Source organism: Brevibacillus sp. NPDC058079 (genome assembly GCF_042885155.1).
Taxonomy (GTDB): Bacteria; Bacillota; Bacilli; order Brevibacillales; family Brevibacillaceae; genus Brevibacillus.
In genome coordinates, this window is the sequence record NZ_JBHVSO010000015.1 from 36,403 (window position 1) to 48,646 (window position 12,244).

A 12,244-nucleotide genomic window follows, 5' to 3' on the forward strand; every position below is an offset into this window, starting at 1 on the left:
GTGCTGAAATGACGACTTTTTGAACTTTTGCTAGAGAGGACTTTTCGCAGAAAGGTAGGACGGACATGGATTTCCGATTGAACGAAGAGCAAGAGATGATGCGCCGTATGGTGCGAGACTTTGCCCAGAAAGAGATCGCACCTTTCGTCCCTGTAATGGAAGAGACGGACCAGTTCCCGCGTCAGATCCTGAAAAAGATGGGCGAGATGGGGCTCATGGGCATTCCGATCGCCGAAGAGTGGGGAGGAGCAGGAGCGGACTTTATGTCCTACATTTTGGCCATTCACGAGATTTCCAAGGTGAGTGCGACAGTAGGCGTCATTTTGTCCGTGCATACCTCCGTCGGGACGAACCCGATTCTCTACTTCGGTACCGAGGAGCAAAAACGTAAATACGTGACCAAGCTTGCGAGTGGGGAATACCTCGGAGCTTTTGCCTTGACCGAGCCGCATGCAGGTTCTGATGCGAGCAGTATCCGAACCACAGCCGTGAAAAAAGACGATGAGTACATTCTGAACGGAAGCAAAGTGTTCATCACGAACGGTGGAGAAGCAGATACGTATATCGCGTTTGCTGTAACTGATTCTACAAAGGGAACCAAGGGAATATCGGCCTTTATCGTAGACAAGGATACACCGGGCTTCACGGTGGGGAAAAAGGAAAAGAAAATGGGATTACACGGTTCCTATACGACAGAGCTCGTATTCGACAATGCGCGTGTACCGGCTGCCAACCTGTTGGGGCAGGAAGGGGAAGGCTTCTGTATCGCGATGGCGAATCTGGATTCCGGTCGGATCGGGATTGCTGCACAAGCCCTTGGTATAGCCGAGGCCGCAGTCCAGTACGCGACAGAGTATGCGCGGGAACGCAAGCAGTTCGGACAACCGATTGCCAAGCAGCAAGCCATCGCCTTCAAGCTGGCTGACATGGCGACGAAAGCAGAAGTAGCCCGATTGCTGGTATACCGAGCGGCGTGGCTGCGCAGTCAAGGAATTGCTTGTGGAATGGAAGCCTCGATGGCAAAACGCTTTGCTACAGACGCTGCGATGGAGCTCGCCATAGAAGCCGTGCAAATCTTTGGTGGCTATGGCTACACCAGAGAGTATCCGGTTGAGCGTCTATTCCGGGATGCGAAAGTAACGCAGATCTATGAGGGCACCAACGAAATTCAGCGAATCGTTATCGCCAAGCATTTGCTTGCTGATTAATAGAAAGATGAAAAACACATGGGGGAGTGATTCATATGAATTTCCAACTGACGGAAGAACATGACATGATGCGCAAAATGATTCGCGACTTTGCAGAGAATCAAGTAGCTCCGACAGCAGCCGAGCGCGATGAAGAAGAGTGCTTTGATCGTTCCATTTTTGAGCAAATGGCTGAGATTGGACTGACGGGCATTCCTTGGCCGGAACAATACGGCGGAGCAGGTGCAGATTACCTGAGCTACGTCATTGCAGTGGAAGAACTCTCCCGTGTGGATGCCTCCATCGGTGTGACACTGTCCGCACATGTTTCCTTGGCGAGCTGGCCGATTTACAAATTCGGGACAGAGGAGCAAAAGCAAAAGTTTTTGCGTCCATTAGCAGAAGGTAAGAAGATGGGTGCGTACTGTTTGACCGAGGCGGGATCTGGCTCCGATTCTGCTGGAATGCGCACGACAGCCGTACGCGATGGTGATCACTACATTATAAATGGCAACAAAATTTTCATTACCAATGCGGGAGAAGCAGAAATCTACATCGTATTCGCGGTCACCCAACCAGAGTTGAATCATAAAGGCATTACGGCTTTCATTGTTGAAAAAGGCATGGACGGCTTCACGATGGGGAAAAAGGAGAAAAAGCTGGGTATCCGTTCCTCACCAACACTTGCGGTCAATTTTGAAGATGTGCGCGTGCCGGTAGAAAATAGACTGGGCGAAGAAGGCCAAGGCTTCAAGATCGCGATGATGACGTTGGACGGTGGAAGAAACGGTATCGCCGCTCAAGCATTGGGAATTGCACAAGGTGCATACGAGCATGCGCGGAACTATGCCAAAGAACGCAATCAGTTCGGCAAACCAATCGCTTCCTTGCAGGCAATCCAGTTCAAGTTGGCAGATATGGCTACCAAGATCGAGGCATCCCGTTTGCTCACTTACCAAGCAGCGTGGTTGGAGGATCAAGGTCTACCATACGGCAAAGCATCTGCGATGTCCAAAGTGTTTGCAGGAGATACAGCAATGGAAGTAACAACCGAGGCAGTTCAAGTTTTCGGGGGTTACGGCTACACGCGGGAGTATCCTGTGGAGCGCTTCATGCGTGATGCCAAAATTACACAAATCTATGAAGGAACAAATGAAATCCAACGTGTCGTGATCAGTAATTTCCTGCTAAAAGAGTAGGAAGCTGTCCAGTCTTCCAACACGATTACACACATAGAAAAGAAAAGTTTGGCTTTGTGCTCTTACTCGCGTATAATGATCTGCGAATGATACAAAAGTAGAGTGTTTGCGCCTTCTTTTCTATGAGGCGTCTGACCAAACGCTCAGTCGGTTGGAAAGGTGGATTTTGGAGTGTCTGACAAGAGAAAAGCGATACCGTCCCTGGTAAAGGACCCAAAACTGATCGAGAGAAGAAGAGAGCAGATTATTGAGGCTGCCGTTCATCTCTTCATTAATAAAGGTTTTCATAAAACGACGACAAGGGAGATTGCCCGAGCGTCTGGATTTAGTATTGGTACGTTGTACGAGTATATCGAGTCAAAAGAAGACGTGCTCTATCTTGTTTGTGATGCCATCCATGCGGAGATGGAGACGCGTTTGCGTGAAGCGATCAATTTCAACGGAACTGGCTTGAAAACATTAAAGATAGCACTAAAGAGCCTGATCCGCGTGATGGATCAGATGAGCGACCGCGTTTTGCTTATTTATCAGGAAGCCAAATCATTGCCGAAAGAAACACTCCGCTACGTGTTGGGGCGTGAAGAAGCCATTTCGCATATTTTCGTCGAAATCCTGGAAAAAGGGATTGCCGATGGTTCGCTGCACATTGACGAAAAGAACGTCAAGCTGATGGCGGACAATATCATGGTACTGGGCGAAATGTGGGTATTCCGCCGCTGGGCATTGAAAAAGCACTATACCATTGAGGAGTACACAGAGAAGCAGATCGCGCTTCTGCTTCGCGATATCAGTGTCTCCGATTAAGAAGAGAGTTTAAAAAGTCTGGGAAATATAGAGTGCCAAGCATACCTCGCGTCTACCGCGCCTTGATCTGCTTGGCCCTGTTTTTCCTCCTTTTTAAACTTAATTAAAAGGAGAGTGGAACGATGGAAACAGAAGTGTATCGTCCGCAAAACAAGGTTCGCTTTGTGACCGCAGCTAGTCTGTATGACGGTCACGACGCCTCGATTAATATCATGCGCCGTATTTTACAATCGTCGGGAGTAGAAGTGATCCATCTCGGACACAACCGTTCTGTTGATGATATTGTAACAGCCGCTGTTCAGGAGGATGTGCAAGGGATTGCCATCAGTTCCTACCAAGGCGGTCATGTGGAGTATTTCAAATACGTAATTGATCTATTACGCGAGCGGGGAGCAGAGCATATCCGTGTTTTTGGCGGCGGTGGCGGCGTTATCGTTCCACGCGAGATTCGGGAATTGGAAGAGTATGGAGTCTGTAAAATTTACTCGCCAGATGACGGCAGACGATTGGGCTTGCAGGGCATGATCAACGACATGATCAGACATAGCGATTTCCCAACCGTTAAGCAGCTGGAGGAAGAAGTAGCAGGCTTACGTGAGCAAAATCATCAGGCGATTGCCCGGCTTATTTCCGTTGCAGAGTATGCAGTGGAACAGCCCGTATGGACAGAACCTCTCCGTGAAAGTTTAGTGGAAGCTGATTCAACCATTCCGGTATTAGGGATCACAGGTACGGGTGGAGCAGGAAAAAGCTCATTAACCGATGAGCTTGTTCGTCGATTTATTCGCATTTATCCCGAGAAGACGGTTGCGATCTTGTCTGTCGATCCATCCAAGCAAAAATCAGGTGGAGCGTTACTTGGTGACCGCATCCGCATGAATGCCAACTCGACACCGCGTGTTTACATGCGCAGTCTCGCCACCCGCAAATCGGGCATGGAGCTGTCTGCTGCATTAAAAGACGCGATTCAAGTAACCCGTTCTGCCCATTTTGATCTGATTATTGTGGAAACGAGCGGGATTGGTCAGGGGGATGCACAGGTCACAGAAGTGTGCGACGTCTCCATGTACGTCATGACCAGTGAATTCGGGGCACCATCTCAATTGGAAAAGATTGATATGCTCGACTTTGCTGATGTGATCGCGATCAACAAATTTGAACGCAAAGGCTCGGAGGACGCACTTCGCGAGGTTCGCAAGCAATATCGACGCAATCACCAGCTTTTTGAGCTGCCAGATGAGAAGGTTCCTGTGTATGGTACGATTGCGAGCCAGTTTAACGATCCAGGAACGAATGTATTGTTTGCTGCTCTGATGCATCGAATTGTAGAAAAGACTAGTGTTGACTGGTCTGTAGAGCATTTGGATACGACTCCCGTAAAGATTCATAAAACTTCATTGATTCCGACAGAGAGAATCAATTATTTGCAAGACATTGCCAACACGGTCCGCCAATACCGTGCGTATGCCGAAGAGCAGGCGTTGATTGCGCGCAAGCTGTTCCAGTTGCAGGGCGCAAAGGAGACGGTGCTTGCCTCGGGAGATGCTGCAGCTGTTGAGCTGGCAGCGGTGCTCGATAAACAAATCGTTCTGTTTGAAGAAAAGCTACATCCGGAGTGCCGACGTATCCTAGAAAATTGGCCCAAGCTCAAGGAAGCATATCGGAAGGATCAATTCGTCACGAAAATTCGCAACAAGGAATTGGTTACCAAGCTTTTCAGCGAATCGTTGTCGGGTACACGCATTTCAAAAGTAGCCGTCCCTGATTACGAAGATTGGGGCGAAATTTTAAAGTGGTCGTTAAAAGAAAATGTCCCAGGTGAATTCCCGTATACCGCAGGAGTATTTCCGTTTAAACGAGAGGGAGAAGATCCAAAGCGACAATTTGCAGGCGAAGGTACTCCAGAGCGGACGAATAGACGCTTTCACTTCCTGTCTCAAAATGATGAAGCGAAGCGACTCAGTACAGCTTTTGACTCGGTTACGTTGTATGGTGAGGACCCTGACTATCGCCCGGATATTTACGGGAAAATTGGTACGAGTGGGGTCAGTATTTGCACACTGGATGACATGAAAAAGCTGTACGCCGGCTTTGACCTTTGTGCGCCTAGCACTTCTGTGTCCATGACGATCAACGGTCCTGCGCCGATGATTTTGGCCATGTTCATGAATACGGCGATCGAACAGCAGCTGGATGCTTTTGTCCAAAAAGAAGGACGCCAGCCTACCGAGGACGAAGCGAAGCAAATCAGAGCGTACACGCTGTCGACTGTTCGTGGAACCGTTCAGGCAGATATTTTGAAAGAGGATCAGGGGCAAAACACGTGTATCTTCTCGACAGAATTTGCCTTGCGGATGATGGGGGATATCCAGCAGTATTTTATCGACCAGAAAGTGCGGAATTACTACTCTGTGTCCATTTCCGGCTATCATATTGCGGAGGCGGGGGCGAATCCGATTACGCAGCTTGCGTTTACGCTGTCTAACGGATTTACCTATGTCGAGTACTATTTAAGCCGCGGCATGAACATCGATGACTTTGCACCAAACCTGTCCTTCTTCTTCTCCAATGGTCTCGATCCGGAATACAACGTGATTGGACGGGTGGCTCGCCGAATTTGGGCAACCGTGATGAAAAATCGTTATGATGCAAATGACCGTAGCCAAAAGCTGAAGTACCATATCCAGACATCCGGCCGTTCCTTGCACGCGCAGGAGATGGATTTCAATGATATCAGAACGACCTTGCAGGCCTTGATTGCCATTTACGACAACTGTAATTCTCTTCATACGAATGCATACGACGAAGCGATTACGACTCCAACAGAGAACTCTGTGCGGCGTGCGATGGCAATTCAGATGATCATCAACAAGGAAATGGGACTCGCGAAAAATGAGAACCCGCTTCAAGGGGCATTCATCATCGATGAGTTGACTGATCTGGTAGAAGAGGCAGTCATGCAAGAATTCGAGCGGATCAGTTCTCGCGGAGGCGTGCTGGGGTCGATGGAGACTCAATACCAGCGCGGCAAAATTCAAGACGAGAGCATGTATTACGAAATGAAAAAGCATACGGGCGAGCTGCCAATTATTGGGGTAAACACGTTCATTAATCCGAATGCATCTGAGGATGATTACGAGATTGAATTGGCTCGCGCAACGGAAGAGGAAAAAGAACAGCAAATCATAAATCTCCGTGCATTCCAGGAGCGCCACAAGGATGTGTCTGCGGTTGCGCTGCGGCGTCTGCAGGAAGTGGCCATGGCGGGAGAGAACATTTTTGCCGAGCTGATGGAGACGGTAAAAGTAGCATCGCTTGGACAAATCAGTGCTGCTCTGTATGAAGTGGGCGGCCAATACCGCAGAAATATGTAAGACAAATCCCTCGGTAGCGATTGCCGAGGGATGTCTTTGGTTTTGGTGTCGACAAGAATTAGTCAGCCCCTGTTTGAAAGCCTTGCATTTTCGTCTAAAATAAGGAATACTGTATGATAGCCTTCTTATGTTGTACGTTGTACAATCGAAGAAATTGATATCATTTATGAATGACTTATACAAGCCTGCGTCCCCCGAACAGGGCACCGGGTTAGTATTCAAATCAATCGTTTTCATATGGAAAGGACGTGCCCTGAGTGAGTCAATTGTTTGCTCATATTGATTCCGAGAAACTGAGTGAGATGGCGTTAGTTGACATTGCGTATGAAATTTTGCGTGAAACTAACCGCACTTACAACTTCCGCGAGCTGATGAATGAACTGGTTGCAGTGCGCAAGCTGACAGATGAACAACTCATGGCAATCATCGCGCAAGTATACACAGAAATTAACATTGATGGCCGTTTCGTGTGCCTCGGTGACAACGTATGGGGATTGAAACGCTGGTACCCAACCGACACCGTGGAAGAAACCCAAGAGGGTGGCGGAACAAAGAAGAAGAAAATCGTCACGGAAGACGACTTCGACGATTACGATTCCGAAGACGAAGGTGTCGAAGAATACGAGGAAGACGATGTTGTCATCTTTGAGGATGAAGAGGAATTCGTCGACGAAGATTCTGAAATCGAAGAAGAAGAAATCGATGGAGAAATCGACGAGGAAGAACTCGAAGACGAAGATGATGAGATGTTCGAAGAGGGCGGAGAGCTTGCGGAAGAGGAATCTGACGAAGAGCTCGACGACGAAGACGAGAAATAGGTCCTTGACTTCCGCTTAAGGGACAGATAAAATACTCCTTGGGCTTCACATGAAGAAGGATCAAATATGGGAAACTATAAAACAAAAGTGCCCCTACCCCATTTCTTTACGGGATAGGACTCGCTTTTGTTTTTCTTTTTTTTTGGAGCCGTCTTCATTCGATTTTTATAACAACTTAAGGGTGAGGGAAAGAGGGGACGTAAACGATGACGAAGTATATTTTTGTGACAGGCGGGGTTGTATCCTCGTTGGGAAAAGGAATTACAGCGGCTTCTCTGGGCCGACTCTTGAAAAATAGGGGTCTGAAGGTAACCATCCAGAAGTGTGACCCATACATCAACGTTGACCCGGGAACGATGAGTCCGTATCAACACGGGGAAGTTTTCGTAACGGACGATGGTGCGGAAACAGACCTGGACTTGGGCCACTATGAGCGCTTTATCGATATCAACCTGAGCGCTAACTCCAATATGACGACTGGTAGAATTTACTCAACTGTCATCGCCAAAGAACGCCGTGGCGACTATTTGGGAGGAACCGTTCAAGTTATTCCTCACATCACGAACGAAATCAAAGATCGCATTTTCCGTGCAGGTCGCGAAACCGGGGCAGATGTAGTGATTACCGAGATCGGTGGAACTGTTGGAGATATCGAGAGCTTGCCATTCCTTGAATCCATCCGCCAGATCAAAAGTGACATCGGTCGTGAAAACGTCATGTACATTCACGTAACCCTGGTACCATATATCAAGGCAGCAGGTGAAATGAAAACCAAGCCTACGCAACACAGCGTGAAAGAACTGCGCAGCTTGGGTATTCAACCAAATGTGATCGTGACACGTACGGAGCAACCGATGACGCAAGAAATGAAAGACAAGTTGGCTCTGTTCTGTGATATCGATAAAAACGCGGTAGTGGAATGTGTAGACGCTGATAGCCTTTACGATGTACCACTGCAATTGCAAGCACAAGGATTGGACGATTACGTATGCCGCCACTTGGGTATGACTTGCCAGGAAGCGGATATGACAGAGTGGAAATCGCTCGTATCGAAAATCAAAAACCTGTCCAAGACGACTACCATTGCAATCGTTGGTAAATATGTAGAATTGCATGATGCGTACTTGTCCGTAGCAGAAGCGCTGTACCATGGTGGCTATGCGAACGACTCCAAAGTAGAAATCAAATGGGTGCACGCGGAAGAAGTTACGTCAGAAAATGTTGGCGAACTGCTCGGTGATGTAAATGGTATCCTCGTACCAGGCGGCTTTGGCGATCGTGGTATCGAAGGTAAAATTATCGCTACGCGCTATGCTCGTGAAAATAAAGTACCATTCCTCGGAATTTGCCTGGGTATGCAAATCGCTGTGATCGAGTTCGCTCGCCACGTAGCGGGTATGGACGGCGCAAACAGCTCCGAGATCAATCCGAATACAGCGTATCCGGTTATTGACCTCTTGCCAGAGCAAAAAGATATCGAGGACAAGGGCGGTACAATGCGTCTGGGTCTCGGTCCAACCAAAGTGGAAGAAGGCACGCTGACTGAGGCTGCATACGGAAGTACCCTCGTTTATGAGCGTCATCGCCATCGCTATGAAGTGAACAACGAATACCGTGATCAATTGGCGCAATTGGGCTTGCGTTTTGCGGGTACAACTCCAGATGGTCGTCTGGTTGAAATCGTGGAAGTTCCAGAACATCCATGGTATGTAGCGACACAGTTCCATCCAGAGTTCACATCCCGTCCGAACCGTCCGCAGCCACTGTTCCGTGACTTCGTGAAGGCTTCCCTGAACAAATAACATAGGTCGATAAATAGAAAGACGCACCCGCGATGTAAAGTCGCAGGTGCGTCTTGTGCTTTCAAAAGAAGATCAATGAAACAAGGGCGATAGCCAGGCTACCCAGTAGGCGGACGGAATGAGGAGGAATTGAGCCAAAATCGTTCCGATAAAACGTGAGATCATCAGCCACAGGTACATGTCACGAATCGATTGCTGTGTGGTTTTCCCTTGCATTGCTTTTTCTGTCAAAAGGGCAATTTGCGGGTCTACCAGAATCGTCATGAAAATCGTGGCAAAACCGTTGATTAATCCAGAAGACATCAGAACGGTTGCTTTGTAATCCGGGGCTAGTAATGTCGCGTACAACACGGACAGTACGCTGCTTGTGTAGATAGCTGTCCCCAATGCATTTAATAACAGTAATCGTTTGGGAACGCCTTTGATTCGAAACCGAGAGATGGTTTGCCAGCTAGGAATCCGGACATGATGGTGGACACGGCGGATGGTTTCGACAGTCACTGCCGTGCGAATCATTTGCGGAATCGAGCCCGCTAGCTCCAAGTGCGAGATCATTCGTTTCGATATTTGGACAAAAGTGGGAAACAGTACGATAGCCGCCAAGGTTCCGAGCGAGGACGCTGCTATAATCACGTGCAATTGCGTGCTAGGATCAAATTGCTCGATCGCAGCTTGATCCATCAATCCCCCAGTGAATGGTCCTTGAATCAGGTTGGAAGTACGGGAGAGGAGCAATACGATCCCAACCAGAGACATCGCTACAGCTATCCTGCCCGTTTGTACCCCTGCAAAACGGATTCCGTATGTAAGTGTCTCTGTCGTATGGATAATAAATGTTAACAAGCAAATTAGCCACAGAGCATCCATAGTAAGTATCTGGCTCCTTGTGTGTAGGGGAAATTGGTTTTTCCCATTATACTCGAAATGTGGCCTATGGGAAATTTTAAGCAGAGGTTCAGCAAAAAAGGTGAAGGAGTTTCCTGATTTTAGGCGAACCCATAATAATTAAGAAAACGCATTCGTCAGGGGGGAATCAGAATGTTCGACAAACAAGATAAAAAGGTACTGGTTGTGGATGACCAGTATGGGATTCGCATTTTACTGTATGAAGTGCTGGGAAAAGAAGGGTACAAGACCTTTCAGGCAGCAAACGGGAAAATGGCATTGGAAATCGTGGAAAAAGAATCGCCAGATTTGGTTATCCTCGACATGAAGATCCCTGGGATGGATGGTATTGAGATCTTGAAACACATCAAGAAGATCAATCAGGAAATCAAAGTCATTATGATGACAGCTTACGGAGAGCTGGATATGATCAAAGAAGCAACACAACTGGGAGCATTGACCCATTTTACAAAACCATTTGATATCGATGAACTACGAATGGCGGTACATCAGCAATTAGCTTGTTAAGAACTGACTGCTAAGGTCAGGGTACAAGCGTCCCTGTTAACAAATGCCTGTCTGTGGTATAATAAGCCACATGACTGAAGTCTGCTAGAGGAGGATTTACAAAATGCCACTGGTACCTATGACCGCTTTTACCGAAGACGTCAAAAAGCATAAATACGCCGTCGGACAATTTAACCTGAACAATCTGGAGTTTACTCAAGCGATTACGGAAGCCGCGATGGAAGAAAAGTCGCCTGTGATCTTTGGTGTTTCTGAAGGTGCACTGAAATATATGGGGATCGATTATACAGTGGCGATTGCAAAAGTGGCTGCTGAACGCGCAGGAGTTCCTGTTGCTTTGCATCTTGACCATGGTAGCAATTTCGACATGGTAATGAAGTGCATTCGCGCTGGGTTCTCTTCTGTTATGTTCGATGGTTCCCATCATTCGTTTGAAGATAACCTCCGCCTGACCAAACAGGTTGTAGAGGCTGCTCACGCTGTTGGCGTATCGGTAGAAGGTGAACTCGGTACCATCGGCGGGGTGGAAGACGACTTGTCTGTTGACGAGGAAGATGCTACTCTGGCAAATCCTGAGGAAGCAATCCGCTTCTGGGAAGAAACAAAAGTAGACTACGTAGCGATTGCTGTAGGTACAGCACACGGTATGTATAAAGGGGTTCCAAAAATCCGCTACGATATCATCGAAAAAGTAGCGAGCAACATTGGAGCGCCGATCGTTCTTCACGGTGGTTCCGGCGTACCAGACGAAGCGATCATCGAATCCATCCGTTTGGGCGTAGGAAAAATCAATGTAAATACAGAAAGCCAAGTCGCATGCACGGAAACAGTTCGCAAAGTGCTGGCTGCCAAGCCGAATGAGATCGACCCACGCAAATACCTGACCCCTGCTCGCGATGCGATCAAGGAAGTAGTAAAAGGAAAAATGCGCTTGTTCGGAAGTAGCAACCGCGCGTAACTGGGAGGATAATCATGCGTTTTTTGATTGATACAGCAAACGTTGAAGAAATCCGCGAGATTCACGAATGGGGAGTTGTAGCGGGCGTAACGACAAATCCGTCCCTGGTTGCCAAAGAAGGACGCGATTTTGTAGAAACCCTGAAAGAAATTCTCGATATTGTTGACGGTCCGATCAGCGCCGAAGTCATCAGTACAGATGCAAAAGGAATGATCGAAGAGGGAGAAAAGCTCGCTGCTCTCTCGAAAAACATCGTCATCAAGCTGCCGATGACCGCAGAAGGTTTGAAGGCAACCAAGTATTTTGCTAAACGCAAAATCAGAACAAACGTAACACTGGTGTTCTCCGCGAACCAAGCACTTTTGGCTGCGCGCGCAGGTGCGAGCTTCGTGTCTCCGTTCTTGGGACGCCTGGATGATATTGGTCAAGATGGCATGCAATTGATCGAAGACATTGCAGAAATCTTTTCCGTTCACGGTATCGACACCGAGATCATTGCGGCATCTGTGCGCCACCCTGTTCACGTAACGGAGGCAGCACGCCGTGGTTCTCACTTCGCTACCATTCCAGCGAAAGTATTTAAACAACTGATTGCCCACCCACTGACAGACAGTGGCTTGGAGAAATTCCTCGCTGACTGGGCAAGCATGCAAAAATAAGGACACGTGTTGAAAGTCCAAGCACCTTTT

Annotated in this window: 10 protein-coding genes; 9 read left to right on the forward strand and 1 reads right to left on the reverse strand. The window is 48.0% G+C overall.

The annotated features are described in order from the left end of the window. Positions 1-65 precede the first annotated feature (65 nt). From ACFVS2_RS29775 to ACFVS2_RS29800, 6 genes are all read left to right on the forward strand, one after another. The gene (locus ACFVS2_RS29775; protein ID WP_390239986.1) at positions 66-1,208 is read left to right on the forward strand and encodes an acyl-CoA dehydrogenase; all 1,143 of its coding nucleotides are present in this window, start codon (positions 66-68) and stop codon (positions 1,206-1,208) included. Positions 1,209-1,243: 35 nt separating this feature from the next. Then, positions 1,244-2,386 (forward strand): acyl-CoA dehydrogenase, encoded by a 1,143-nt coding sequence (locus ACFVS2_RS29780; protein ID WP_390239988.1) that lies wholly within the window; start codon positions 1,244-1,246, stop codon positions 2,384-2,386. Between the two features lie 171 nt (positions 2,387-2,557). Beyond that, a complete protein-coding gene (locus tag ACFVS2_RS29785) occupies positions 2,558-3,190 on the forward strand; it encodes a TetR/AcrR family transcriptional regulator (RefSeq protein ID WP_017252398.1) in 633 nt (210 codons plus the stop codon). Between the two features lie 122 nt (positions 3,191-3,312). Next, the gene (gene icmF, locus ACFVS2_RS29790; RefSeq protein ID WP_390239990.1) at positions 3,313-6,564 is read left to right on the forward strand and encodes a fused isobutyryl-CoA mutase/GTPase IcmF; all 3,252 of its coding nucleotides are present in this window, start codon (positions 3,313-3,315) and stop codon (positions 6,562-6,564) included. 257 nt (positions 6,565-6,821) lie between these two features. Continuing rightward, positions 6,822-7,382: a DNA-directed RNA polymerase subunit delta gene (gene rpoE, locus ACFVS2_RS29795; RefSeq protein ID WP_390239992.1), complete on the forward strand. Its 561-nt coding sequence runs from the start codon at positions 6,822-6,824 to the stop codon at positions 7,380-7,382. 206 nt (positions 7,383-7,588) lie between these two features. Then, positions 7,589-9,184, forward strand: a complete 1,596-nt coding sequence (locus tag ACFVS2_RS29800) for a CTP synthase (RefSeq protein WP_173619731.1) — start codon at positions 7,589-7,591, stop codon at positions 9,182-9,184. A gap of 72 nt (positions 9,185-9,256) precedes the next feature. Here ACFVS2_RS29800 and ACFVS2_RS29805 read toward each other — a convergent pair whose 3' ends face one another. Beyond that, positions 9,257-10,051: a lipid II flippase Amj family protein gene (locus tag ACFVS2_RS29805; protein WP_390239994.1), complete on the reverse strand. Its 795-nt coding sequence runs from the start codon at positions 10,049-10,051 to the stop codon at positions 9,257-9,259. 171 nt (positions 10,052-10,222) lie between these two features. On the opposite strand from ACFVS2_RS29805, the gene ACFVS2_RS29810 reads away from it, so the two are divergent. The 3 genes from ACFVS2_RS29810 (at position 10,223) to fsa (ending at position 12,214) form a co-directional block, all read left to right on the forward strand. Continuing rightward, entirely contained in the window at positions 10,223-10,597 is a 375-nt protein-coding gene (locus tag ACFVS2_RS29810) for a response regulator (RefSeq protein WP_007725537.1), read from the forward strand. Positions 10,598-10,700: 103 nt separating this feature from the next. Further along, positions 10,701-11,555, forward strand: coding sequence for a class II fructose-1,6-bisphosphate aldolase (fba, locus tag ACFVS2_RS29815; protein WP_007725536.1), 855 nt, complete (start codon positions 10,701-10,703; stop codon positions 11,553-11,555). Positions 11,556-11,569: 14 nt separating this feature from the next. After that, complete coding sequence (gene fsa, locus ACFVS2_RS29820) at positions 11,570-12,214, forward strand: fructose-6-phosphate aldolase (protein WP_007725535.1); 645 nt, start codon at positions 11,570-11,572, stop codon at positions 12,212-12,214. The last annotated feature ends 30 nt before the right edge of the window (positions 12,215-12,244 follow it).

What these genes read in the sequence shown, in the direction of transcription:
- ACFVS2_RS29800 (WP_173619731.1), top strand. Translation starts at nt 7,589, where the DNA reads ATGACGAAGTATATTTTTGTGACAGGCGGGGTTGTATCCTCGTTGGGA.
- ACFVS2_RS29780 (WP_390239988.1), top strand. Translation starts at nt 1,244, where the DNA reads ATGAATTTCCAACTGACGGAAGAACATGACATGATGCGCAAAATGATT.
- ACFVS2_RS29805 (WP_390239994.1), bottom strand. Translation starts at nt 10,051, where the DNA reads ATGGATGCTCTGTGGCTAATTTGCTTGTTAACATTTATTATCCATACG.
- icmF (WP_390239990.1), top strand. Translation starts at nt 3,313, where the DNA reads ATGGAAACAGAAGTGTATCGTCCGCAAAACAAGGTTCGCTTTGTGACC.
- ACFVS2_RS29775 (WP_390239986.1), top strand. Translation starts at nt 66, where the DNA reads ATGGATTTCCGATTGAACGAAGAGCAAGAGATGATGCGCCGTATGGTG.
- fba (WP_007725536.1), top strand. Translation starts at nt 10,701, where the DNA reads ATGCCACTGGTACCTATGACCGCTTTTACCGAAGACGTCAAAAAGCAT.
- fsa (WP_007725535.1), top strand. Translation starts at nt 11,570, where the DNA reads ATGCGTTTTTTGATTGATACAGCAAACGTTGAAGAAATCCGCGAGATT.
- ACFVS2_RS29810 (WP_007725537.1), top strand. Translation starts at nt 10,223, where the DNA reads ATGTTCGACAAACAAGATAAAAAGGTACTGGTTGTGGATGACCAGTAT.